Origin of the sequence: Photobacterium ganghwense (genome assembly GCF_003025595.1) — a bacterium.
GTDB lineage: Bacteria > Pseudomonadota > Gammaproteobacteria > Enterobacterales > Vibrionaceae > Photobacterium > Photobacterium ganghwense.
Window position 1 is genome coordinate 56,440 of record NZ_PYMI01000003.1, and the last position, 25,369, is coordinate 81,808.

A 25,369-nucleotide genomic window follows, 5' to 3' on the forward strand; every position below is an offset into this window, starting at 1 on the left:
GGAATAAAGATGGAAAAATCCAAAATAAGCACCCAAGCCTGGGTATGGCGCTCAATGGTGAAAACCGGCATCATTCCCCTTATTCTGGTTGAGTCCGTGCTTATCGCGGTTTACTTGATGAGTAACCATTTCATCAGCACTGATAATATGGCGTATATTTACCATCAGGTTAATGAAGAGCTGAAAATATCTTCTCGCCGGGAAACGGATATTATTCGGGAAAAGCTGAAAGCGGTCGAAAACTTAACGGCACTCTACCGGAGTGAAACAGAGCGAGCATTAGCGCAGCGTTTACCGGTGGATAATTTCGAATCGTTACCCGATGAATTTCCTGAGCGATTGCGGGGGCCATTGCAAAATCTATTACCAGAGCCATCAGAGTTTTCGCAAGAGCTATTACAAGAGCTACCACAAGATCTGCTCTCTGAGTTTTCCAATCTCGCGCTGAGTCGTGACGGTGTATTGTACTCTCAGCAAGACTTGGGCGGAGCGGCTTCTTTCTATTCCGCAAAGACGGTCGACAAAGACTGGGGCAAAATTGCAAAACTGGCTCGTCTTGATCCGATGATGAAGCAATTCAAAGAAAGCAATGAGCAGATCGCCTCGGTTTATTTCAACAGCTGGGACTCCTACAACAGAATTTATCCTTGGTTTAATACGGTTGCGCAGTACCCAAGCGATATGGATATCCCCGAGTATAACTTTTATTACTTGGCTGATGAGCAGCACAATCCCGAGCGAGGGATTGTTTGGACGGATGTGTATATCGACCCGGCTGGCCACGGCTGGATGGCATCGTCAATTGCCCCTGTGTATCGCACCGCACAAAATGGAGACCAGGGACTTCTTGAAGGTGTGGTTGGTCTGGATATCACTGTCAGTTCCATTGTTGACAGTATTCAAGAGCTGGCGGTGCCCTGGGACGGCTATGCCGTACTGGCCAGCAATACCGGTATGATCATGGCTTTACCGCCGCAGGGGGAAGTGGATTTTGGGGTCAAGGAGCTCACGGATTACAACTACCAGCAGGCGATCAGCAAAGAAGTGTTCAAACCTGAGTCGTTTAACTTATACAAACGCGAAGACACGGCTGAGCTGAATCAGCATTTACAGCAACGTGAAGAAGGGATCACGCAAATCACGCTGAATGGCGCGAGTAAACTGATCTCCTGGTCGACGATTCCAGAAACGCAGTGGCGGCTACTCTTGATCGTGGATGAAAATAAAATGTATTCCAAATCAAGAAGTCTGGAAGAGAAATACCAGCATATTGGCTATGTTCTGATCGTTGGCCTGATTTCGTTTTACTCGCTTTTCCTGATCTTCATCTGGCGTTCGTCTAAAAAAATGAGTGAGTCTATCGCAGCGCCGTTGTCGCAAATTCAGAACATGGTGGACAGAGTCAGTACCGGGGACTTTAACGTTTCTCATGAGGGATTCAGGCTCAAAGAGATCAATGAGACGGCCAATGCGATTATCCATATGGGGAGTAAGCTGGATACGCTGACCGCCGCGTTGAAAGAGGCGAAGCTGGAAGCTGAAAACGCTAACATGGCAAAGAGTCAGTTTATCTCCACGGTGAGCCATGAGCTTCGAACACCGCTGAACTCGATCCTCGGTATGTCGTACATCCTGTTGCATTCCGAGCTGAATAACGAGCAAAAGAGCAGTCTAATGAAAATCGACAAATCAGGGAGACATTTGCTTTCACTAATCAGTGACATACTTGATTTGTCAAAATTTGATGCGGGTAAAGTGGAAATTGAGCATATCTCTTTTGACCTGCCGTCACTGGTGCACGATGTTCAGGATATTTTTGAATACAAGGCGAAGAAGCGGGGAGTCATAGTACACACCGAGCTAGACCGTTCCATCCCTCCATTGCTGGGCGACCCGCTCAGAATTAAACAAGTGTTGCTTAACTATGTGAGTAACGCCATTAAGTTCACCAACAATGGCGATATTGTGATTCGTGTTGAGGTCGAAGTGCTCTCGGTGGAATCGGTACGGGTGCATTTTAGTGTGCAGGATACCGGGATTGGAATGTCTGACGCTGAACAGTCGAAGATCTTTGACAGTTACCAGCAAGCCGACTCATCAACCACGCGTAAGTACGGCGGTACTGGCCTCGGGCTTGCGATTTCCAAGCATATTGCTGAGTTAATGGGAGGAACCGTGGGCGTTGAAAGCCAATGTGGTTTAGGCAGTACCTTCTGGTTCACGATTGATCTTGCGATTGACCGCACTGGTTCAGCTGCGGACTGTCGTTCTCATGAATTGCCAGAAATCAACATCAAACCCGTGAAACCCGTGCAGTTGCGCTGTGACAGTACCGCGATAGCAGTGTTTGAACAAAAGATACAGTATCTGACACTGTTACTGGAAGAATATGACTTAGAGTCAGAGTATTACTACTCACAGTATCAGCAATGTTTCGATAAGCTCAATCTGGAGCTCAGCCATAAACTTTCCGATGCGGTTGCCACGTACGATTTTGAGAAGGCTTTAGCGATCATTGCGCAATTTGGCATTGTGCTGGAGGAGTACAAAGCAGCACAAGCTTTGTCTTCTGAGCATAAGGGTATGACTTCATAATCCTTGAGTCATCGAACATCACGTTCTGAATAAAAAGGTGTAAGAGAATCTCTTACACCTTTTTTGTTTGGATCGGGCGGCGACCCGAGAGGCTTTGTCTGGTCTGCCTGAAGAGAACCTTTGGTGTCATCCTGAGGTTTTTTTTCAACAACTCATCTAGGTATTCGTCTGGGCATTCGTCTATTCCAACTTCTTCCTGCATACCTTTTTCATCGGCTTGATTTTACATGTCTTATCTTAAGTGTCTGAATTTAAGAGTTTTTGCTGTTTTTGTGTTAGGCGGTTTTAAGAGTGCGTTTAGCCCCAAGGCGTGTGATTTTTACAGAACTCACTGAACGTCTTTTCCTTTTTATTTAAAATAACGACTGTTGTGTTAATTGAATTCATTGTTATAATTCGCCCGAATTACTTGAAGAAAACACTGCTCAATGGTGGTTATGCCGGCTAGAAACCAACAAGCAACGTTTTGAAAAAGTGGTTTTTTTGTCTTTTCGCGCGCAGCCCGTACCAGGATTGGTGCGGTTTTTATGCTGGAGCTGGAAAAGCTTGGCGACCAAACGGTTGGGCCAGATTCTGATGGGGATCCCTCAGGTTCAAATGGCAATTACCGTGACAGGTCATTCCGACCTTATCAATTCAGAGCATCAATTCAGGATATTGATCTGGAGAGCTGAATGTTAAAGAAGTATCCATTTTTCAAACTATTAATGCTGTTTTTCGTCTCAATAGCGACACTCACTGCATGTGATGATGAGGCTGTGGGTGTCCGTGAGGTTTTTTCGCGCCCGGTGAAATTATTTCAAGTGGGAGACGATAACGCTCAGCGGGTTTTCCGGTTTCCCGGCAGTGTTTCTGCTGCGAAGCAGTCAGATATGGCCTTTGAGGTGGCAGGTAAAATCACGGATTTTCTTGTTACAGAAGGAGAGTTAGTACCAGCCGGCACAGTGTTGGCAAAGCTTGATCCAACAACCCTGGCGGCGGAACGCGATCGGGCACTCGCGGAACGCAATGCGGCTCAAGCGGATTTTGAGCGATACGAGATCGCGTTTAACCGACAGGCCGTGACTAGGCAGCAATTGGATCTTGCGCGGCGAAATCTGGAAGTGGCAACGGCCGGGCTACGTCAAGCGAAGAAAGCGCTGGAGGATACCGTGTTACGTGCCCCGTTTACTGGCCGCATTGCGCGAAAAGTCGTGGAAGACTATGCCAATGTGCAGGCGAAGCAGACCGTGTTGATTCTGCAAACAGACGATGCCTTAGAGATGAAAGTCCACGTTTCGGAAGCGGATTGGGTGCGTAACAAGCGCGTTGAAGATATCGAAACCATCGAGATTAATTCAAATATCAGCGTTGAACTGAGTACGCTGCCCGGCGAGATGTTTCCGGCAAAAATCACGTCTTTTTCCAGCATGGCAGATCCGATAACCCGCACGTTTGAGGTAACGGTGGGGTTTGAGACACCGCAACTTGTCAGTATCAGCCCAGGTATGACCGGAAGTGTGATTTATGAAATGCCTCACGACCCAAATAAAATTAGCCTGTTGGTGCCAACCAACGCGGTTGTCCTGGCTCAGTTTAGCTTGTTGCTGGTCCCGGAAAGTGCGGTGCTTTCCACGGCAGATAAAGTTCCCTACGTCTGGCTCTATGACAAGAAGACTGGCACGGTTTTCCAGCGGATCATCACATTGGGGGATCCGGTTGGGAACAGTATTCATGTGAAAGCGGGGCTTGAACGGGGCGACATCATTGCTGTCTCCGGGGTGCGTTCGCTGGGCGAAGGTTACCCAGTACATGCTCTGAAGGGGTGACAGAAATGGATTTTGCCTCAGTCGCTATTAAAAACCGTATCGTTACGCTGGTCCTTACCGTTGTCATGTTTGTTGCCGGTTTGCACTCCTATTCAAGTATGAGTCGTCTCGAAGACCCTGAATTTACCATCAAAGATGCACTGGTTATTACCCCATACCCAGGGGCCTCAGCGCAGGAGGTTGAGCTGGAAGTTAGCGACGAGCTGGAAAAAGCGGTACAACAGCTTGGCCAACTGGAGCGGGTGACTTCGAAATCAGAGCGGGGCTTATCAACGCTTACGGTACGCATCAAAGACAATTACGACAAAACAACCCTGCCACAGGTATGGGATGAGCTGCGCAGAAAAATCAGTGATGCGCAGAGCGATTTGCCCCCGGGGGCTGGTCAGCCCATTGTGATCGACGATTTCGGCGATGTTTACAGTATTTTCATGGTCGTGACCGGTGAAGGGTACAGTTACGCCGAACTCAAAAATTATGTCGATGACTTAAAGCGTGAGCTGTTGCTGGTGAAAGATGTTGGCAAAGTGGCCTCATTTGCTGAGCGTAGTGAAGCTGTTTATGTCGAGTTTAACCGTAACCGGATGTCACAGTTGGGCATACATCCTGACGCTATTTTGGAATCACTGCGTCAAAAAGGATTAGCGGTTGATGCAGGCCGTGCCGCACTGGGAGCCTCGTTTGTGGCGATTCAGCCAACCGGAGGGCTCCATTCTGTCGCTGATTTTGAGTCACTGCTAATTAGCAGCATCAACAACCGGCAGATTTATCTTCGTGATATCGCCAGTGTCAAACGTGATTATGTCGATCCTATCGGCTCAGAAATTCGGTTTGATGGTCAGACGGGGATTGGCCTGGGTATCTCGACAGTCTCTGGCGGCAATGTGGTCACCATGGGAGAGGCGGTACAGGCCAAGCTGGCTGAACTGGAAAGTCAGCGTCCGTTTGGGGTGGAAATCCGGACTATCTCGATGCAGTCAGAATCGGTCAAAGGCGCCATCTCAGGGTTCGTGAGCAGCCTGATTGAAGCGGCTGCGATTGTGGTGGGTATCCTGTTTTTATTTATGGGGCTGCGGAGCGGCCTGCTGATCGGTTTTGTGCTGGTACTGACGATTGTCAGTTCTTTCATCTTCCTGGATTCAATGGGGGTCGCGCTAGAAAGGATTTCGCTTGGGGCGCTGATCATCGCGCTGGGGATGCTGGTCGACAATGCCATTGTCGTGGTTGATGGTGTGCTGGTGCGCTTACAGCGCGGTAAATCGGCAGAGCATGCGGCGATTGAGGTGGTTAAAGAGTCGGCCTGGCCGCTGTTGGGGGCGACGCTGATCGCGATTCTGGCTTTTGCGGCCATTGGTACTTCACAGGATGAAACCGGCGAGTATTGTCGTTCGCTGTTTCAGGTCGTCATGGTTTCCTTGCTTCTAAGCTGGGTGACAGCGGTGACGGTCACCCCGTTGCTGTGCGTGATGTTCCTGAAAGCGCCAGTAGAAGAGAACGCTGGCGTCGATCCTTATGGGAGCAGGTTTTACCTGCGCTATAAGCAACTCTTGCGGGCCTGTATTCGCCACCGATATCTCAGTTCGGCTTCGGTGATTGGGGCTTTTGCACTTTCACTCTGGGGCTTTACATTCGTTGAGCAGAACTTCCTGCCCAACGCGACCCGTCCGCAATTTATGGTTGACTATTGGTTGCCCCAAGGGACGCATATCGACACCACCCGGAAAGATGCGGCCAAAATTGAACAGCTGTTACTGGAACATGAGGGAGTGACACACGTTACGACCACATTGGGAGAGGGGGCGCTACGCTTTTTGCTCACTTACCAGCCAGAGCAACCCAACAGTGCTTACGCGCAGTTTTTAGTCAGTGTTGATGATGCGGATAAGATTGGCGCATTGCTGCTAGCAATTGAGGCGCAACTGGCCAAGGCGTTCCCGGATTCGCAGGCATATGCCTCAACATTCCAGTTAGGGCCCGGCTCCAATGGCAAGATACAGGCTAGGATCAGTGGTCCGGAACCCGCTGAACTGCGTCGCTTGGCAGAGCAGGTAGAGGCGATTTACCGTCAGGATCCTAACACTAAGTCGATCCGAACAGACTGGCGACAAACGGTCAAAGTGGTTAGGGCTGTTCTGGCTGAGGAGCAAGCGAACATTAACGGCATTACCCGGCCGATGGTCGCGAGTGCGATTCAGGAAGGGTTTCAGGGCGTGACGGCAGGGGTATATCGCGAAGACGATTTGATTTTACCTATTATCGTTCGTGCCGATGAAGCAACCCGAAGCCGTATCGATAATCTGGCTAACCTGCAAATCTGGAGTCCGGCAGCACAGCATATGATTCCGTTGCGACAAGTGGTGAGCGCGTTTGAAACCGGGTTTGAAGACGAAATTATTCATCGTCGTGACAGAAAAAGAACGATTACCGTGTTTGCCGACCCGATAGAAGGCAACGCGACCAAACTGTTTGCCCGTCTTCGCCCACAGGTGGAAGCGTTACCTCTGCCACCGGGCTACACCCTGACGTGGGGCGGCGAGTATGAAGATTCGGCAAAAGCGCAGGTGGGGCTGATGGAAACCATTCCGACCTTTATGCTGGGGATGATCCTCATCACCGTGATGATGTTTAATTCTTTACGCCAGCCACTGGTTATTTGGCTCTGCGTGCCACTGGCGGTGATTGGAGTGACTGTCGGTCTTTTGGCCTCAGGCCAACCTTTTGGGTTTATGGCGTTGTTGGGCTTTCTGAGTTTAGCCGGAATGCTGATTAAGAATGCGATTGTGTTGATTGAGCAGATAAACCTGGAATGTGCCGATGGGAAAAGTTTGTTACCGGCCATTGTTGATGCTGCAGTCAGCCGCTTGCGGCCTGTTTCCATGGCGGCACTGACAACGATGCTGGGGATGGTGCCATTGATTTTAGACGTATTTTTTGCCCCGATGGCGATCACCATTATTGGCGGGCTGGCATTCGCGACGCTCCTGACGATGGTTGTGCTGCCAGTGTTTTATGCGTCCATTTACCGGGTACCGTCGCACCGGTTTTAACTCTTGGCAATAACAAGTTAGTAAACGGATAATCAAGGTAAGTCAGAGGGAAACCAGAGACAGATCAGATGAAGTCCAGAGAATAAACCGGCCGGGTTTTCTTCTACAGAAAGTCCGGCCGTTTTTTATTCCGAGGGTAGTGGCCACTCAGCGGTGTTTTCCAGTAGTGTTTTTCAGCGTTTTTTTCGGGCGTTGTGTTCAGACAGAGCTCGCCGACGGCGGTGCGATCAAGGTCGATACCGTTTGCAGTAATACCTGGACTCGTTCCGGTGTGAACCGCTCTGGCTCAATGGGCATCATCAGTACCCATCCGTCGCACAAAGCACACAGTTGATCGGCAAGCAGCTCGGCCGGAATATCGTTTCGTATCGTGCCTTGCGCTTGCCCTGTCTCCACGATAGACGCCAGCCTCGAGCGAAATTGTGCACTGTGGCGTTGAATCACCGCGGCGATAGCAAGTTCATGGCGGGCATGGGCGAGTAACTGGATAAAGACCAGCCATAAATCCGTTTCACTGGAATCGTTCAAGACCAGCCATTTTTGCAGTAACTTGTTGAGATCCAGGTTCTCGTCATTCACATCGAGCAACGCTGCGAGTTTGCTGAACAGCTCTTCTGCAACGGCGGTGATCATTTCTTCTTTGTTCGCAAAGTAATAGGTCACCGTGCCGGTCGTCCCGCCAATCCGCTTTGCTACTTTGCGCAACGAAGCCCCGGTATACCCTTCCTCGGCCGTCACTGCGATAGCCGCTGCCAGCAATTCAGCCCGTTTCGATTCACGATCACCGACCGGCCTGCCGCGTCGACCGCGCGGTTTGACGGGGTTGTCCGTTTCGGAGTGTTGATTGGTTGGGGAGACGAGTGAACCTGAATTATTCATAAGAGCCATCGAGATCAAAGGGTTAACAGCAGGGTTGTATGCGACTGCCCGGTAAGTGTACTACCGACGGGATCGCATGAACATAGTATACCGCCAAACATCAGTCGGGAGCGGACGGCAACAGCCGAAGCGAGGGGCTGACACCTTACTTTACGAAATCTTTACGCCTTTGCGGTTTTCCTGCCTAGAGAATTTACGCCCGGTTTTCATACCTTTCCATGGTGACTTAATGACTTAGGGAGAATCACAATGGACTGGCTACTGTTAGCACTGTCTGCCTCGCTACTCGTTTATCTTATGTGGGCTGTTTTCGAGCCCGAGAAGTTTTAGGAGGCGCTATGTTAGATATCGTTATTATCTGTTCGCTGGCGCTTCTGCTGGCCATGCCGCTGGGGGCCTACATGACCGGCGTTTTTTCCGGCAAGGCACATGTCAGCGACAAAGTGTTTGCGCCGCTGGAGCGGGGCATTTACCGGTTGCTTGGAATTAATCACACCCAGGGCATGAACTGGCAGACCTACGGCGCCGCTTTTCTGCTCAGTAATCTGGTGCTGGGTGTGCTTGCCTATCTGATCCTCCAGTTTCAGCACATTCTGCCCATGAACCCGGATAACATCGGGCCGCTGTCGTGGGATCTGGCGCTGCATACTGCGGTGTCGTTTCTGACCAATACCAACCAGCAGCACTATTCCGGTCAGGCTCAGCTGAGCTATCTCTCACAGGGCTTTTTGATTGTTACGTTGCAATTTGTGACCCCGGCTATGGGGCTGGCGGTCTGTGTGGCAGTACTGCGCGGAATGCGTGGCGGCCTGAACCGTGACACCGCCAAAGAAGGCGAAGCCCGTGATCTGGGTAACTACTATGTCGATATGGTACGCGGTGTGGTGCGTGTGCTGATTCCGCTGGCCGCCATTGTGGCATTGCTGCTGACGTGGCAGGGAGTACCCAGCAGCTTCAGCGGGGCACAGCCGGTGACAACCTTAGATACGGCTTCGCCGCTGGCAGAGCAACAGGTGCCGATTGGCCCGGTTTCCTCCATGGTGGCTATCAAACAACTGGGCACCAATGGCGGTGGCTGGTATGGCCCGAACAGCAGTAACCCGCTGGAAAACCCGACCCCGGTGAGTAATGCCATTGAAACTATCGCACTGGTGCTGGTCCCGATGGCAGTGGTGTTTATGGCGGGCGGTCTGCTGCGCAATAAACGCTTTTCCTGGATGTCGATCGCGGCCATGGGGGTACTGAGCGTGAGTTTCATTGTCGCCACCGTATACAGTGAAATTCAGCCCAATGCGGCGTTTTCGCAGCTGAGTGCGGCCGGTCCCAACATGGAAGGTAAGGAAGTGCGCTTTGGCCCGGAGCTGTCTGCGCTGTGGGGCACGTTTACCACCCAAACCTCCAATGGGTCAGTCAATGCCATGCATGACTCATTCAACCCGCTGGGCGGCCTGATGATTCGTTCCGGTATGTTGATCAACGCCATCTGGGGCGGGATTGGCTGCGGTTTTGTCAATTTCCTGGTCTATGTCTGGCTGGCGGTGTTCCTGTCCGGGTTGATGATTGGGCGCACGCCGGAAATCTTCGGACGGAAAATTGAAACCAAAGAAATCACGATTCTGGCGAGCCTGATTGTGCTGCCTACCTTCCTGATCCTCGGGCTGACGGCAATCACTGTGGCGTTTCCAGGCTTGAGCGGCACCAGTAACCCCGGCCTGCATGGGATCTCGCAGGTGTTTTATGAATACACCTCCGCCTTTGCCAACAATGGCTCCGGCTATGAGGGACTGGGCGATGACACGCCGTGGTGGAACCTGACTTGTGTACTGGTGCTGCTTGCGGGCCGCTATCTGCCGCTGTTCCTGGCGCTGATTGTGGCGGGCTCACTGGCCAGCAAACGCGTCAGTCCGGTTAGTGCGGGGACGTTGAGACTCGAAAATCCGACCTTCTGCGTCACGCTGGTCGCCGTTATCCTGATTATTAACTTCTTATCTTTCCTTCCGGCCGCTGTGATGGGCCCGATTGGGGAAGCTCTGCAATTGGCTCAGGCCGGGATGGGGAACTGATTCATGAAACAAGAACAAGGACAGGTGATGTCAATGGCTGATATACAGCTGGCAAGTCTGGACGCGCTGAAAAAACTGTCGGCCAGAAGAATGGCCGCGAACCCGGTCATGTTTGTGGTGTGGCTCGGTACGGCACTGAGCGCCGTGATGACGGTGCAGCGAATGCTGTCCGGCAACAGTTTTGGGGTTGAGCTGGCCATTACGCTGATTTTGTTTTTCACCGTCTGGTTTGCCAACTTTGCCGAATCGGTCGCGGAAGCCAAAAGCCGCGGTCAGGCAGCCAGCCTGCGTTCGGCTAAGAAGGCGCTGCGTGCCTGCCGGATGCACGGTGAAAATCAGGAGTGGGTCGAGGCGTCGGCACTGCGCAAGGGGGATATCGTCTGCGTGAATCAGGGCGAGTATATCCCGGCAGACGGCGACATCGTTAAAGGGGTTGCCACGGTCAATGAGTCGGCGGTTACCGGTGAGTCAGCGGCGGTGCTGCGGGAAGCCGGGACTGATCACTCCAGTGTGATTGGCGGCACCAAGGTGCTGACCGGCTGTATCCTGCTGCAGGTCGCCAATGACCCGGGCAACAGTTTTCTGGATCGCATGATCGGGCTGGTGGAAGGAGCACAGCGTAAGAAAACGCCGAACGAGCTGGCACTGACCGTTTTGCTGTCAGCCATGACGGCGGTCTTTGTGCTGATCGTGATCACCCTGCCGCCGATGGCTGATTTCATCGGGGGCGAATTGGACTACGCCATGCTGATTGCGCTGCTGGTGTGTCTGATCCCGACCACGATTGGAGGATTGCTGCCCGCGATCGGGATCGCCGGGATGAACCGGGCCCTGCAAGCCAACGTGGTAGCGAAATCCGGTAAAGCCGTTGAAGTGGCCGGGGATATTGACACCCTGCTGCTTGATAAAACCGGCACCATCACGTTCGGTGACCGTCAGGCCACGGCGTTTCTTGCGGTGCGGGGAGTCAGTGAGGCGGATCTGATGCACGCGGCGGTGCTTTCTTCACTGGATGATCCAACCCCGGAAGGTAAATCGGTCCTGCAACTGGCGGAAGATAAAGGCGCCGTGATCGAAGAAGAACCGCAGGGTGCGGAATTCCTGCCATTTTCACCGAAAACCCGGGTATCGGGTATTCAGTTACCCGATGGCAGCTTGCGCATGAAAGGGGCCAGTGATGCGATGCGTCACTGGGCGACAGAAAGGCACCTTCGCTGGCCGGAGGATATTGATCAGCAGGTAATGTCTGTTGCCCAGAAAGGAGGTACGCCACTGGTCGTCGCCAGCGAGACTCAAGTGCTGGGGGTGATTGCCCTGATGGATGTTATTAAACCGGGTGTCGCCGAGCGCTTTGCCCGCCTGCGGGCGCTGGGCGTCAGAACCGTGATGGTCACCGGCGATAACCCGGTGACAGCCGGGGTGATAGCGGCGGAAGCCGGGGTTGATGATTTTATTGCCGAAGCCAAACCGGAAGACAAGCTGGCATTGATCCGCCGTGAGCAGGCCAAAGGCCGCTTGGTAGCCATGGTCGGTGACGGCACCAACGATGCTCCGGCTCTGGCTCAGGCCGATATTGGTCTGGCGATGAACTCCGGCACGCAGGCTGCGAAAGAGGCCGGTAACATGGTGGATCTGGATTCTGACCCGGCCAAACTGCTGGCGGTTGTTGAAGTGGGTAAGCAGTTGTTGATCACCCGTGGCGCACTGACGACCTTCTCGCTGGCCAATGATGTGGCGAAATACTTTGCCATTCTTCCGGCGGTGTTTGTCAGCACCATTCCGGCCATGGCGGCGCTCGATTTTATGAACCTGAGCAGTCCGGCTTCCGCGGTACTGGCAGCGCTGGTATTCAATGCCGTCATTATTCCGGTGTTGATCCCATTGGCGTTGCGTGGCGTGCGGGTGAAACCGATCAGTGCGGAAAAACTGCTGCGAAACAACATGCTGGTATATGGGCTGGGCGGGGTGGTGTTGCCATTCCTGGCGATCAAAATGTTCGATGTCGTGATTGGCACGCTGGTATAGGAACAGAAAAATGAACTGGAATTACCCTCAATCTATTAACGATCTGGATCTGCAAGGCGAGCGTGGCCAGCTGGCATCTGATTCCTGGCAGCATCAGGTGGTGGTAGCGACCAAGGCCAGTGTGATCATGCTGCTGCTTTGCGGTGGCTTGTATACCGGTGGCGTGACGATGCTGGGGCAGTGGTTGTTTCCGCATCAGGCGACCGGCAGCTTAATTCAGGTCAATGGGAAGACATTGGGTTCAGAGCTGGTGGGTCAGGCCTTTGTCAGCGACCACTATTTCCATGGCCGCCCCAGTGCCGCTGGTTATGATCCGATGGCGACCGGCGGCAGCAACTTAGCGTCAGATAACCCGGAACTGCGTGAGCGGGTGGCGGCTGACAGCACGGTGATTCAACGCCGCGAAGGCGTACAGGCGGCGGATATACCGGTCGATATGCTGGCAGCATCCGGTGCCGGGCTGGATCCGCACATTTCACCGCAAGCGGCATACTTGCAGGTGCCACGCATTGCCAGAGAAAGGCAATGGGATGAAGCAAAGGTCAAGGCGGTAATCAGCGCGCACATCGAAGCGCCGCAGTGGGGGATGCTGGGTCAACCCCGGGTCAATGTGCTCAAGCTGAATCTGGCACTGGATGCCATGAGCGCATCTTCGCAATAGTCAGTGAAGGGGAAATTATCGGCGGATGCATCACGAGGAGTAAGCGTCACGCTCAGTCAATAGCGAAAAGCCACACAGGCAGGTCAGCAACATTGCTGACCTGCTTTTCGTCTTTTTGCGGTCCGTCGGTGTTTATATTGTTGCAGCTAATTTCATATGTAAGTTGCCCGTTGATAAGGTATGTTGACGGGCAGGAAAATCAGAGGAGAGCCGAACCGTGGATGAAAATGTCCGCTCTCAGCAGGCCGATGCGTTACTCAGTAAGGTCATACATGAGGGAAAAGGCAAGTTAACCGTGTTTCTCGGGGCTGCGCCCGGGGTAGGGAAAACTTATGCCATGCTCAGTGCCGCCAAGGAGCGTTTGCAGCAAGGCACCGATTTAATGGTGGGGCTGGTGGAAACCCATGGCCGGGCGGAAACCGAGGCTATGCTGGCGGAGCTGGAAGTGCTGCCGCGCAAACAGGTTAATTACCACAGCACGGTGTTAACGGAGTTTGATCTGGACGGTGCCCTTGCCCGCAAACCGGCTCTGATCCTGGTGGACGAGCTGGCGCATACCAATGTGCCCGGCAGTCGCCACAAGCGGCGCTATCAAGACGTGGCTGAATTGCTGGCGGCGGGTATCGATGTTTACACTACAGTGAATATTCAGCATCTGGCCAGCCTCAATGATGTGGTCAAGCAAATCACCGGTATCCGGGTCAGAGAGACGGTGCCGGACAGTTTTGTGGATGACGCGTACGATATCCGCTTTATTGATTTGCCGCCGCTCAATCTGGTTGAGCGGTTGCAGCAGGGGAAGGTCTATCTGCCGGAATATGCCCGGTTGGCGATGGACACGTTCTTTTCCGTCTCGAACCTGACCGCCCTGCGGGAGCTGGCGATGAAGCGGGTGATCGAGCAGGTGGATGCGAGCCTGATCAGTGAGCTGGAAGCCCGGGCCGAGAAAACTGAGTACATTCTCAAAGACAAACTGCTGGTGCTGATCAGTGCTAACAGCGATCACCGTTATCTGATCCGGATCGGCAGGCAGATGGCCGAGCGGCGGCAGATCCCCTGGACAGTGGTATGGGTCGATACCGGTAAAACCCGTGATCAGAAAAAGCGGACCTGGTTGAATGAGGCTATGGCTGTGGCCGAAGAGCTGGGCGCCACCGTTGAGGTGCTGCGTGGCTCCAGCACCTATAAAAGCATCCTGCCGTTTCTCAGCGAGCAACGGATCAACACCGTTCTGGTGGGGGCCGGTACCCGGCATCGCCTGTTCTGGTGGAAGAAGCGCCTGTATCAGCGGTTGATTGAATCCGGCCTGCCGGTTGAGGTGTCGGTCTATCGGGCGCCGGGACAGCTGGCCGAGCCGCAAGAGCATGACCTGCCTGACTCGCCGCTGGGCGATAAAAAAGGCCACCTGTTTGGCCTGGCGTACACGGCAGTGGCAACGGTACTGGCCGTGTTGCTGCTGGATGTCCTGAGCCGGGGCAATCTGGTACTGCTCTATGTGCTGGCGATACTCGGCATTGGCCTGAAATTTGGTGCCCGCCCGGCAATGGCCACCGCGGTCTGGTCTTTCCTGAGCTTCAACTTCTTTCTAACCGCGCCGATTTATACCCTCAAGGTGACCAATCAGGACGATGTCGCGACCCTGATTTTTCTGATCTGTATCGGTCTTATCAGCGGGCCGGCGGCCTCGCGCATCCGGCATCAGTTTATCCTGCTCAAAGAGTCGAACCGCTATGCCGAAACCCTTAAGGAGCTGGCGCAGGCACTTTCGGTTGCGGATGATGAAAAAGCGCTGTGGAAGTCAATCAGCCGTCACATCGGCCGGGCGCTGGAGGTTAAATGCACCATTGCGTTAACCGGTGATGATCGTCAGAAACGTTTCATCCCGCCGCCGCGGTTTACCCTGCAACAGCTCGACGAATCCGTGGTTGACTGGACGATGCAGCACGGCCATATGGCCGGTCGGTTTACCGATACCCTCAGTGCCTCTAAGGTGACGGTCGTCCCTGTCGTGCAGGAAAATACCGTTATTGCCGCGGTGATTCTGTACTGGGACCCGGCGCAAACCCAGTTTGGCAATTTTGAACGTGAGTTGCTGCAAGCGATGTTGCAACAGGCCGCCGGTACCTGGCGGCGGATTCAACTGGTCACGGATCTGGAAAGTGCCCGGGTAAAAACCGAAGTGGAGCAGATCCGCTCCGCATTGCTGTCCTCGGTATCCCACGATTTGAAATCGCCGCTGTCAGCCATGATGGGGGCGGCTGAAAGCCTGCGCATTCTGGATAAACAGCTGAACAATCAGGACCGCTATGAACTGCTCGATACCATTTTGCAGGAAAGCCGCCGGCTGGACAGTTATATCCAGAACCTGCTGGACATGACCAAACTGGGGCACGGCTCGCTGAAAATAGAGCGGGACTGGGTATCGGTGGATGACATTATCGGCAGCGTGCTGAGCCGCTTGAAACGGTATTTTCCGGCCGTGAAAATCGATTATGTCCGCAGGCACGAGCCGCCGCTGTTGTATGTGCATGCTGCGCTGGTGGAGCAGGCGCTGTTCAATATTCTGGAAAATGCGGTGCGCTTTTCACCACAAAGCGAGCCGATCACCATTGTGATGGAAACAACCCCCGAGCGCTGCCGAATCGCTATTGAAGACAAAGGGCCGGGGATCCCCAAAGCCTCGCAGGAGCAGATTTTCAATATGTTTTATGTCGTGGCCGACGGCGATCAGAAAAAACAGAACACCGGAATGGGGCTGGCTATTTGCCGGGGTATGATCAGTGCCCACGGTGGCAAGGTGAGGGCGACAGATGGCAGCCAGGGGCAGGGTACTCGAATTGAAGTAGAACTGCCGTTAGACTATCCGGAACGGGCATTAGGGAAGGTAAGCTCTTGAGTATAAAGATAGTTGTCATTGATGATGAAACCCAGATCCGGCGTATGCTGCGTATTGCGCTGGCCAGTGAAGGGTATGACGTTACCGAAGCTGAAAACGGCGAACAAGGGCTGGCGGCGGTGGTGCGTCAGCAGCCGGATCTGGTGGTGCTGGACTTGGGGCTGCCGGATATGGACGGTCATCAGGTGCTACAGGAACTACGCAGCTGGAGTTCGGTGCCGGTTATTGTGCTGTCGGTGCGTAATCAGGACAGAGAAAAGGTTCAGGCGCTCGATACCGGCGCGCAGGATTATGTCACCAAGCCGTTCAGCGTTATGGAACTGCTGGCAAGGGTACGGGTGTGTTTGCGGGACCATATCAAGCCGGAGCAGATGCCGGTACTGGATGACGGTAAGCTGAAAATCGATCTGATGAAGCGACAGGTTTCTGTTAACTGCGCCAGTGTCGATCTGACGCCCAAAGAATACGCGGTGTTGGCGATGTTAGCGTCATCGCCCAATTGCGTGATTACCCAGACTCAGTTGTTAAAAGAAATCTGGGGTCCCAGCCATACCGCCGATACCCATTACCTGCGTATCGTGATCAGTCACCTCAGGCAAAAACTGGCGGATGACCCGACAGAGCCGACGTATGTCAGGACGGAGTCGGGCGTTGGTTACCGGCTGTGTATTGAGAGTTAGTGGTCGGTGAGCTTTGGCAACTGGCTATTTATGGGGGTAGATTGCCTCAGCCATATGACACGGTTTTGTTTACATCTGTGTTAGGTATCAGACTCGATAAGTAACAAGATAGGCAAACAAACAACGCGATGGCTGAGGCAAGCTGTCTAGCGAGTTAGGCTCGGGTTATCCCAGCGTGTACCTGAAAATATCAGTTGCTGGTAATCCCCTGAGCCCCATACTTGGCTTGATAGAAGTATCTTGCATTAAGGTCAATGGTTTGGTTTTGCTCAACCGACTTCTCCTCGCCTTTGTGGAAGATGACATTCGCGCACCCGGTGTTATTTTCTTTAATCTGCAGTTCAAAGTACAGGCCTAATAATGGGTCGAAGCCTGCGGGTTGCAAAGGCTGCTCCCAGCTGATTGTACTGAGCTGGGAGTCCATGATTGCATCACAGGTTGCGTCATTCCAGACTTGCATTCCCCAGCCGGCATGCGCCTCCTCCGGTAGCATCTGGTAGTTCTCATCTTCAATCTGGAAGTAAACCAGCGCAGTGCTGTTGAGGGTTTCGGTATCTTTGGGCTCTTTTTCAACGGCTGTTAACTCGGCATACAGACGCGTGGCCAAATTGGGTAAATTCGGAATCTCATCAATTCCTAGTCTGGCTGTCTTATCCGCCATTGGCGCAAGGGAAATAAAACGGGTTTGTCCCCAGTCCGGTGTTTCGTATAACAGGTGGCCAAAGCGGTATTCCTGGCGTGTTGACGAGCTAGGAATAAGGTCAAGCAAGAGGAAACCAGCATCTTGGGGATCAAATCCGCGAAGTATGTACGTGCCGGATTCAACATAGTCATTCCAGTAATCCCCTGAGCAGTTCTCGTTGTCCGTCAGGCGGGTCGTCAGGGTGTAGTTTGTTTCTGTCAGCGACAACTGAAAAGACGGCGATTGTGTTTCTGCCGGGTTGCAGTGATAAGCGCTTTCCCAATTGCCGTAAAGCTGATCCAGTTTGTAGGCTTGGCGGATATTTTTCCATGGACTGTCAGCCGGAATCGCAGTGCTGTCAGGCATGTTGGTCAGATTGCCGACATTGTCCCTGTAGCGATTAAAATCGGCCAGTTCAGCGACGACCGGGGAGTAGATTCTGGCGCTGCTGTCAGAGATTTTCACAATGCCGATACCGGGTGAGAACCAGAGATCCTGAAGGACAGGTACCTGCGTTCTGAAGGTGCCATCTCCTTGTGGGCTGTCGCTCTGATAGGCATCGTCAGGCAAGGCGACAAACACATCCAGGTTAAGGCTGTACTGAACATGTAAGGCTTCATAACGGCCAGCCGGGGTCTCGATGGTCTCAATTCCTTTGTATGACCAGGACAAGGAGTACTCGCCATAGGTACTGCCGGCGTCCGGGGATATGGTGACCTGCATTTGCTGACGGGAGTTAATGCCTCCCTCGGGCGTTATGACACTAAATTCCGGCAACAGCAGGGCTGGGGCAGTAGACAAATCCATATCTACCTTATAGTCGGTGTTGTTTACGGTGACTTTGTCGAAATGCAGGTGTTCGATGGACAGCGTATTTCCCTGATAGCGTAAGGTTTGCCGGTATCCGCTGTGATCCCAGGTCAGATCGACAGTTTCTTTACCGTTGGCTTGCTTGATGGCACTGCTTGAAAGCGAAAGATTTTCACCCGAATCTTTGACCGTATAACGCCAGACTGCGCCCTGCTCTGCAGGTAAATACGGACTGGAAAGGCGGGTTACCGACGAGGAGGCTTTGTGGTCGGTGTCTGTACCGTCACCGCCGCCGCCTCCACCTCCACAACCCGCCATTGAGAGAGTGGCTACGCAGAGCAAGATACCTTTTAGCTTCATAAATGAGTTCCTTACAAAAAATCCTCCGGCCTTAAACAAAACGGTGTTCAATACCGGGTTGAACGGCTCGCTGGTACATACTGCACAGGCAGTGGTTTATGGTATCTGTACGATGCAGACGGCGGGCGATGATGTATTGGTTATCCTGTGTGAATGTATTCAGTCAGGACAACGCTGGTCATTGGTTTGCGTTTCTTCATCGGTCAGGGCGCAGGGCAAGCATGAGGCCTACGTTATTGCACAAATCGCTCGTACAAATTTTCGAGCAAAGAAGGAACGGAGTCTTGCCAATACCGGCGACACATTTTTTTACAAAATAATTCAGGTGGTCAATACATCATGCGTGTTTTGGTGCATAACATGATTGGATTCTCACTCGGTGGTGAATCAAAAGTGTGGGATGAAACACGGTGATTACCAATTATTAACACTTGAGCGTTAATGAGACGGCGACGGAGTGGAGAGATGGTGCCTCAGTATGATCAATGGGAGGTTGTGAGATGACCAACTTGTGATTAATACAGGTTGCGACTGATAGCGGGGTGGGGAATAAAAGCAGGGGGCAAGTAAAGAGAATGAATAACAATGGATAAGGTTGCTCCTCCCGCGACCTGACGGAAAAAGATCTGCGTAGCTGAATGTGAATCAGATTGACTCTTGCCACAGAAGAAAACTACTCAATCCTTGTTGTTTGTATTATCATTAACGGTTGGTACATTGATGAATGGGATATTCACTGTGTTTACCTTTTTATCGCATAACGCGATATCTGATTATTAAAAATAACTCATAGTAAATTGTATAAAAATAAATATTGAAATGGAAAAGGTTATATCTGGGGGTGAAAATAGGATTATATCAAAATTAATATTTAAACATATAAACTCATCATATTTACGTTAATTAATATTGATAAAAATTATAAATGAATAAAGAATACCGTGAATCCAGCTTTTACCGAGCAATTCATCACCAGGCAAAGTCAGTAGGCATCGAAAATATCTTTCATCAGATAAAAGATCGCAGTGGTAAAAAACTGAGTGCGCGTACCTTTTCAAACAAGCTGAATCCTAGTCAGGAAGCCCATCAGTTGACAGTACAAGAGCTAATGCTGATGCTGGAAGTGCTCCAGGAAGACGAAAAGCATGTTTACATTCTGGAAGAGATGCTCCGGGTCTTTGGCATGAAGTGTAAGCGCCATAACTCGGAGGAAAGCTATGACATTACCTATCGTAACGTCCTGCATGCCTGGATGGACTGGGATAAGGAACGGGGAGACGTACAGCAGGAGATCCGCGATGCGCTGGTGGACGGTAAAGTCAGTGCGAATGAGTTAGAAGAGATCAAAAAAGAAATGGATCAGGATATATCCGCCATGACTAATTTGCGGGATATGTTGGAGTTTGCTTGTTCTCAAAATCTGACGATTAAATAAAACTGATAATGAATAACAAGGGGACAGTTTACGTCCCCTTTTTATCACAGATAAGTGAATTAAATTTTAATTGTATCGCCACAGTGGTAACAGCGATGAACTTCTTTATACACCAAGCGTTGCCAGAAAGTCCGCTTTACTCTATAAAAACGTTTATGTTCACAAACCATGTGTGCCTCACTGAGTCAGTATATATATGAGTTAATGTGTTTTTTATTTTTGGACTTGGCGGTAAACTAACTGCTTATCCATTTTTGATATGCAACTCATATTAATGATTTTATTTATTGTGGATACGTGAATCGTTGCTTGGCTTTCACATTTACAAATAACCATATAAATAAAGGCGGATTTGATTGAAAAAACAGCGATAAACCATGCGTAAAATATGCATGAAAAAGACAATGTTTATTGCTGGTTAACAGTCAGTGAATTTAAAAAATCGAATGAAAAATCAGCAATGATTTTTCGGGTAATAAAAGGAAAAAGCGAAGAAAGATAAAGAGAAGAAAGATAAACAGAAGGCAAAACTTGCCCAGAACTGGCCTCAAGGCATGCTCCATCAACACGGATGAAACCTGATGAAGGAAATAACCCCAGTCAGCTGGTATCCATTGCCATAAGTATGGTGCTTTTCAGGAAAGCCCCTTTTTTCCCGAGGTGGTCTTACCCGCGCTAACGGTCACTGACCTGTGCCGCTAAAGTGATGAGCGGCAACAGGTAAGCAACAGCTAAGTTTTCAAGGCAAGCAATACATCTCAGCACCAGAGCCAGAATGTCAGGATCTTCGTTGTCAGGCGAATTCCGGCTCCCGCCACTGCTCTTTGACTTCCAGCAGTTTCGGTAGACACTGAAAAAAGACCTCGACCAGATTCGGATCAAAGTGCTTACCGGATTCCTCGCGAATTAACTGGGTGGCCTGCTCGACGGGCCAGGCGGATTTGTACGGGCGCTCGCTGGTCAGGGCATCAAACACATCTGCGATAGCCACGATCCGCGCCGCAACGGGAATGGCATTTCCTGTTAGGCCTGTGGGATACCCGCTGCCGTCCCATCTTTCATGGTGATACAGGGCAATATCCTTGGCGATGCGCATCAGTGAGGAGTCGGGGGTACCAATGATTTCAGCCCCGATTTCAGTATGGCGTTGCATGACTTGCCACTCATCCGGTGTCAGTTTGCCGGGTTTTTGCAAAATGGCATCGGGGATGCCGATCTTACCGATGTCGTGCATTGGGGCGGCATGTAAAATCTCTTCCGCCTGATGTTCGCTGAATCCGGCGGCCAGCGCCAGAATCTGGGCGTAGCGGCTCATCCGGATCACGTGTAAACCCGTTTCATTGTCACGGTATTCGGCTGCCCGGCCCAGACGCTGCACGATAGACAGGCGGGTTGATTTCAGCTCATCCACCCGTACCAGCGACAAATGGGTTTTGACTCGGGCCCGAACAATTGCCGGTCGCACTGGCTTCGGAATGTAGTCCACGGCCCCCAGCTCAAACCCTAAGGCTTCTTCATTTTCGCCGGTTAATGCCGTCACAAAAATGACCGGTATATGGCGAGTGGATTCCTTGAGTTTGAGCTCCCGGCAGACGTCGTAACCGGATTGATCGGGCATCATGACATCCAGCAGAATGAGATCAGGCTCTTCAGTGGCGGCCAGCGCTAATGCGCGTTGCCCGTCTTTGGCAAACAGCAGCCGATAAGTACCGGCTAAGATATTTTTGAGTACCTGCAGGTTGGCGGGCTCGTCATCCACCACCAACAGGGTTGGCTTGTCGTCCAGTCGCATGATTCAGTTAATTATTCTTGTCATTGTGTATCGAAAATAGTGTGTGTTGCGCTTGCTTGATGTTGTGTTTTTGACAGGGGCCGGTTGGTCCGGTCGTCGGTATTGGCATCACAGAACGGGGTGAGTGCCTTTGCCGCTAACTCGGGCTCAAAATCGTTTAATGCAGCAGCCACGTTGTCGGCCACTTCTGACGGAAGTTTAGGCCGGATCTGCGCATATAAGGCATCGGGAATTTCTCCTTGATGCAACAGAGCAATGAAACGGTTCAGCAGGTCGATATCCGGCTTCTCCAGAGTGTCGGACCCTTGCTTGGTGACTGCTGTCTTCGAAGTGTGATCAAGAAACTCAGCAGAGTGTGACAGGGACGCGTTGAGCTCTGCCAAGGCCACCGTCAGTTGTTGCTGTTGCGTGGACAATGCGTTGTGCTCACCTTGTTTCCAGGCGGCCTCCAGTGCGGTTAGGCTTTGGGTCAATGTGTTTAGCCCCAGGTTGGCTGCCACGCCCTTCAGGCGATGTATCGTCGGCAGGGGCGCCTGTTCATCAGGGGCATGAGCCAATTCGTCGGGCGGAAGTGTCTGTTGAGCCAGCCTTTCAAGATGCGTGCTTTCGCGCGCGATAAAGTGCTGGATTGCCTGCCGGTGATTGACCGTACTTCCCCAAAGCTGAGAGCCGCGGGCAACGTCGATGATCGGTGCAGATGCGGGTAACGGGATATGCAGGGACGGGCGATGTCCGCTTTCTACGTGTGTCTGTTCACTCCCCGGACTCGTTGCATCGGCTAAGTCACTGTCCTGGTTGCTACTGCCTTCATCGCTAATGCCCTGATCGTGGTCACCCCTGATGTTCTTTTGCGTGACTCTGGCAATATCGGTGACTTTGGCAATTTCGGTATAGAGCGCCTCAATATCAACCGGTTTGGTACAAAAGCCGTCCATGTCTGACTCACAGGCCCGCTCTTTGGCGTGTTGGGTATGGCTGGCTGTCAGGGCAATGATTGGTGTGCGTGCCTGACCCGACAACTGCTCCTGCAGACGAATTACCCGGCAGGCGTCATGGCCGTTCAGGCCCGGCATCTGGATATCCATCAGAATCACATCGATCGGGTGTTGGCTGCAAAGTTCAATGGCTTGCTGGCCGCACTTAGCGCAAAGCACGTGATGTCCTTGCTTCTCAAGATGGCGGGTGAGCAACTGTCGGTTCTGCTCAACATCATCGGCGATAAGAATACGCAGGGGCGGGAGGGAGGCGGTATGGCTTTGCGGCGAAGGTACCGCTTTCCCTTCGATCGCGGGCAGCGGCAGACTGACGGTAAACGTCGAGCCCTGATTGGGAGTACTGCAAACATGGATGGTACCGCCCATCAGAAGGGCCAGTTGCCGGGCGATGGTGGTGCCCAGGCCGGTGCCGCCAAACCGGCGGGTCATGCTGGAATCGGCTTGCGAAAACGGTGCAAAGATTTTATCCAGCCGATCTGCCGCAATCCCGATACCACTGTCTTCCACCACGATGTTGAGGATGGGATCCTGCTTTGGATTCTGAACGCCTGCAGAGGCTCGCAGCCGGACAGATAAACGGACAAATCCCTGCGGGGTAAATTTAATCGCGTTACTCAAGAGGTTCATGATGATCTGCCTGATCTTCAGGGCATCCCCCAGAAAATGATCGCCGGTGCTGGCGTCATAGTGCAGGCTCAGATCCAGCCCTTTTTGACTGGCTGACAGTGACAGGGTGGCGACGACCTGTTCACATAACTGTCGCAGTGAAAAAGGCTGCCGTTCCAGCTCGGTTGAGCCATTTTCCAGCTTGGCGGAGTCGAGAATGTCATTGAGTAGTTCCAGCAGTGACTGTGCGGAGCTGCGGACGATCGTCAGGTTTTTCTTTTGCTCGTCATCGACCGGCGTCGACAGCAACAGATCGGTAAAGCCCAGAATGGCATTCATTGGTGTGCGAATTTCATGGCTCATATTGGCCAAAAAGGCACTTTTGGCCTGTGCCGCTTGCTCTGCCTGATCTTTGGCAGTCAGCAGTTCGGTTTCCATCTGTTTGCGATCGGAAATATCCAGCAAAATACCATCTGCCCACTTGAACTGGCCATGTTGCCCGAAGATTGTGGTGCCATGTTCTTCAACCCAGCGCCAGCTGCCATCCAGGTGAGAAATTCGGTACTCAATGGTGTAGGAGCGGTGTGCGGCAATGGCCTCATTGACGGTGCGCATTACCGGCGCAATGTCTTCCGGGTGAACCAGCTGTTTCAGGTGAACCCGTCCCTCCATAAAGTCGCTGGCCTGCCTGCCGGTGAGTGGTTCAATGGCATCACTGACAAACAAGGTGGTCCAGTTGCTGTCCCACAAACAGCGTAAAGTGGTGCCGGGAATATTTCCCATTAGGGTCCGGTACTGCAATTCACGCAATTGGAGCTCGCGTTCGGTTGCCTTCTGCTGGGTAATATCAGAGATGAAGCCGACAAAATTCAGGGTGTTTTTATGGCGAGATTCCCCCACTGCCAGACGAATGGTGATCAGCTCACCGTTTTTGTGTTGGGCCTGTACTTCACGTCCGGCACCGATAATCTGCTTTATACCGGTTTGCCGGTAGTTTCGCAGGTAGCTGTCGTGGTTGCCCCGGTGCGGTTCTGGCATCAGCATTTTGATATTTCGACCCAATACTTCGGCTTCACGGTAGCCAAAAATACGTTCTGCTGAGGTGTTAAAGGACAGGATGGTGCCTTTGGGGGAAATCTTGATGATGCCGTCCACGGCAGTATCAATCATGGCTTTCAGTTCTGCTGTGGTTTCCCGGCTTTGGCTCAGCAGCAGGCGGTAACGGATGATGGCATTGACAGCGGCAATCAGCAGGCTAAGGGAAATAGTGACAATCGCGACGGTGAATCCCAGGGTGTAGTGCTGCTGGCTGGTGGGGTTGAATTGAGGATCGGCGTTGCCGACAAAACGGGTGGCGGCCATGGCGGTATAGTGCATACCGGCAATGGCCAGCCCCATCACGATACTGGCGATAAACCGTATCTGATAACCCGGTAGCGACAGCTTCCGCCTTAATCCGAAGCTGATCCACAGTGCCAGTGTCGCTAGTGCGATGGCCACCACAATTGACAGGGTGAAATACACGGGTTCATAGCGCAGCTCCGGTGCCATTATCATCGCAGCCATGCCAATGTAATGCATGGCGCCGATGCCGACACCGACCATGATCCCGCCAGCGATGAGCAGCGACGGCTTCACCGTATGTCTGGCCAGCAGGTTTAGCGTGACCCAGGCCGCCAGGAGGCTGGGCAGGAGTGAAAGCAGAGTGATACCGGGGTCATATGCAACAGTGGTACACAAGGTGAACGCCTGCATACCAATAAAGTGCATTGCCCATACCCCGAGCCCGAGTGACGCTGCGCCAGTGGTCAGGTGAATACGCTGCATGACCGGAGAGGCTTTGCGTTTTGCCGCTGCGGCCAGAGTTAATGCCATGTAGGAGGCACCAATCGCGATCAGCAATGAGAGGACAACCAGTGGTGTGTCATGATGTCCCATTACCAGCAGGGAGGCATCAGGTTCACCGGTAATAAAAAAATGCTGAAGTTGGATCATGCCAGAAATAATAGCCAGTACTTACTTATGGTGTCGGATA

Annotated in this window: 14 protein-coding genes; 10 read left to right on the forward strand and 4 right to left on the reverse strand. The window is 52.2% G+C overall.

Annotated features, from left to right (window positions below; all coding sequences use genetic code 11):
* Positions 1-9: 9 nt before the first annotated feature.
* The 3 genes from C9I92_RS10795 (at position 10) to C9I92_RS10805 (ending at position 7,450) form a co-directional block, all read left to right on the forward strand.
* Positions 10-2,595 (forward strand): sensor histidine kinase, encoded by a 2,586-nt coding sequence (locus C9I92_RS10795; RefSeq protein ID WP_047887839.1) that lies wholly within the window; start codon positions 10-12, stop codon positions 2,593-2,595.
* Between the two features lie 674 nt (positions 2,596-3,269).
* Positions 3,270-4,403, forward strand: a complete 1,134-nt coding sequence (locus C9I92_RS10800; protein ID WP_047887838.1) for an efflux RND transporter periplasmic adaptor subunit — start codon at positions 3,270-3,272, stop codon at positions 4,401-4,403.
* A gap of 5 nt (positions 4,404-4,408) precedes the next feature.
* A complete protein-coding gene (locus C9I92_RS10805) occupies positions 4,409-7,450 on the forward strand; it encodes an efflux RND transporter permease subunit (protein ID WP_047887837.1) in 3,042 nt (1,013 codons plus the stop codon).
* A 198-nt stretch (positions 7,451-7,648) separates the two neighbouring features.
* Here C9I92_RS10805 and C9I92_RS10810 read toward each other — a convergent pair whose 3' ends face one another.
* A complete protein-coding gene (locus C9I92_RS10810) occupies positions 7,649-8,329 on the reverse strand; it encodes a TetR/AcrR family transcriptional regulator (RefSeq protein ID WP_047887836.1) in 681 nt (226 codons plus the stop codon).
* A gap of 249 nt (positions 8,330-8,578) precedes the next feature.
* On the opposite strand from C9I92_RS10810, the gene C9I92_RS25890 reads away from it, so the two are divergent.
* From C9I92_RS25890 to C9I92_RS10840, 6 genes are all read left to right on the forward strand, one after another.
* Entirely contained in the window at positions 8,579-8,659 is an 81-nt protein-coding gene (locus C9I92_RS25890; RefSeq protein ID WP_084712712.1) for a potassium-transporting ATPase subunit F, read from the forward strand.
* Positions 8,660-8,667: 8 nt separating this feature from the next.
* Positions 8,668-10,392, forward strand: a complete 1,725-nt coding sequence (kdpA, locus tag C9I92_RS10820) for a potassium-transporting ATPase subunit KdpA (RefSeq protein ID WP_047887835.1) — start codon at positions 8,668-8,670, stop codon at positions 10,390-10,392.
* A 3-nt stretch (positions 10,393-10,395) separates the two neighbouring features.
* Positions 10,396-12,417 (forward strand): potassium-transporting ATPase subunit KdpB, encoded by a 2,022-nt coding sequence (gene kdpB, locus C9I92_RS10825; RefSeq protein WP_047887834.1) that lies wholly within the window; start codon positions 10,396-10,398, stop codon positions 12,415-12,417.
* 10 nt (positions 12,418-12,427) lie between these two features.
* Positions 12,428-13,078 carry a potassium-transporting ATPase subunit KdpC gene (gene kdpC, locus C9I92_RS10830; protein WP_084712711.1) on the forward strand — a complete coding sequence of 217 codons (651 nt, stop codon included), beginning with the start codon at positions 12,428-12,430 and terminating at the stop codon, positions 13,076-13,078.
* Between the two features lie 217 nt (positions 13,079-13,295).
* The gene (locus tag C9I92_RS10835; RefSeq protein ID WP_047887833.1) at positions 13,296-15,974 is read left to right on the forward strand and encodes a sensor histidine kinase; all 2,679 of its coding nucleotides are present in this window, start codon (positions 13,296-13,298) and stop codon (positions 15,972-15,974) included.
* Positions 15,971-16,654: a response regulator gene (locus tag C9I92_RS10840; RefSeq protein WP_084712710.1), complete on the forward strand. Its 684-nt coding sequence runs from the start codon at positions 15,971-15,973 to the stop codon at positions 16,652-16,654. Before C9I92_RS10835 ends, C9I92_RS10840 begins: the two co-directional genes overlap by 4 nt.
* Before the next feature lie 190 nt (positions 16,655-16,844).
* Here the strand turns inward: C9I92_RS10840 and C9I92_RS10845 are convergent, their stop codons facing one another.
* Positions 16,845-18,506, reverse strand: coding sequence for a pullulanase-associated domain-containing protein (locus C9I92_RS10845; RefSeq protein ID WP_047887832.1), 1,662 nt, complete (start codon positions 18,504-18,506; stop codon positions 16,845-16,847).
* Positions 18,507-19,431: 925 nt separating this feature from the next.
* Between C9I92_RS10845 and C9I92_RS10850 the strand changes: the two genes are divergently transcribed.
* Positions 19,432-19,941 carry a phage regulatory CII family protein gene (locus tag C9I92_RS10850; protein WP_047887831.1) on the forward strand — a complete coding sequence of 170 codons (510 nt, stop codon included), beginning with the start codon at positions 19,432-19,434 and terminating at the stop codon, positions 19,939-19,941.
* Positions 19,942-20,734: 793 nt separating this feature from the next.
* On the opposite strand, the gene C9I92_RS10855 is transcribed toward C9I92_RS10850, so the two are convergent.
* A complete protein-coding gene (locus C9I92_RS10855; RefSeq protein WP_047887830.1) occupies positions 20,735-21,733 on the reverse strand; it encodes an HD domain-containing phosphohydrolase in 999 nt (332 codons plus the stop codon).
* A 20-nt stretch (positions 21,734-21,753) separates the two neighbouring features.
* Positions 21,754-25,329, reverse strand: coding sequence for an MHYT domain-containing protein (locus C9I92_RS10860; RefSeq protein WP_053061959.1), 3,576 nt, complete (start codon positions 25,327-25,329; stop codon positions 21,754-21,756).
* Between the last annotated feature and the right edge of the window lie 40 nt (positions 25,330-25,369).

What these genes read in the sequence shown, in the direction of transcription:
- C9I92_RS10795 (WP_047887839.1), top strand. Translation starts at nt 10, where the DNA reads ATGGAAAAATCCAAAATAAGCACCCAAGCCTGGGTATGGCGCTCAATG.
- C9I92_RS10800 (WP_047887838.1), top strand. Translation starts at nt 3,270, where the DNA reads ATGTTAAAGAAGTATCCATTTTTCAAACTATTAATGCTGTTTTTCGTC.
- C9I92_RS10805 (WP_047887837.1), top strand. Translation starts at nt 4,409, where the DNA reads ATGGATTTTGCCTCAGTCGCTATTAAAAACCGTATCGTTACGCTGGTC.
- C9I92_RS10810 (WP_047887836.1), bottom strand. Translation starts at nt 8,329, where the DNA reads ATGAATAATTCAGGTTCACTCGTCTCCCCAACCAATCAACACTCCGAA.
- C9I92_RS25890 (WP_084712712.1), top strand. Translation starts at nt 8,579, where the DNA reads ATGGACTGGCTACTGTTAGCACTGTCTGCCTCGCTACTCGTTTATCTT.
- kdpA (WP_047887835.1), top strand. Translation starts at nt 8,668, where the DNA reads ATGTTAGATATCGTTATTATCTGTTCGCTGGCGCTTCTGCTGGCCATG.
- kdpB (WP_047887834.1), top strand. Translation starts at nt 10,396, where the DNA reads ATGAAACAAGAACAAGGACAGGTGATGTCAATGGCTGATATACAGCTG.
- kdpC (WP_084712711.1), top strand. Translation starts at nt 12,428, where the DNA reads ATGAACTGGAATTACCCTCAATCTATTAACGATCTGGATCTGCAAGGC.
- C9I92_RS10845 (WP_047887832.1), bottom strand. Translation starts at nt 18,506, where the DNA reads ATGAAGCTAAAAGGTATCTTGCTCTGCGTAGCCACTCTCTCAATGGCG.
- C9I92_RS10850 (WP_047887831.1), top strand. Translation starts at nt 19,432, where the DNA reads ATGAATAAAGAATACCGTGAATCCAGCTTTTACCGAGCAATTCATCAC.
- C9I92_RS10855 (WP_047887830.1), bottom strand. Translation starts at nt 21,733, where the DNA reads ATGCGACTGGACGACAAGCCAACCCTGTTGGTGGTGGATGACGAGCCC.
- C9I92_RS10860 (WP_053061959.1), bottom strand. Translation starts at nt 25,329, where the DNA reads ATGATCCAACTTCAGCATTTTTTTATTACCGGTGAACCTGATGCCTCC.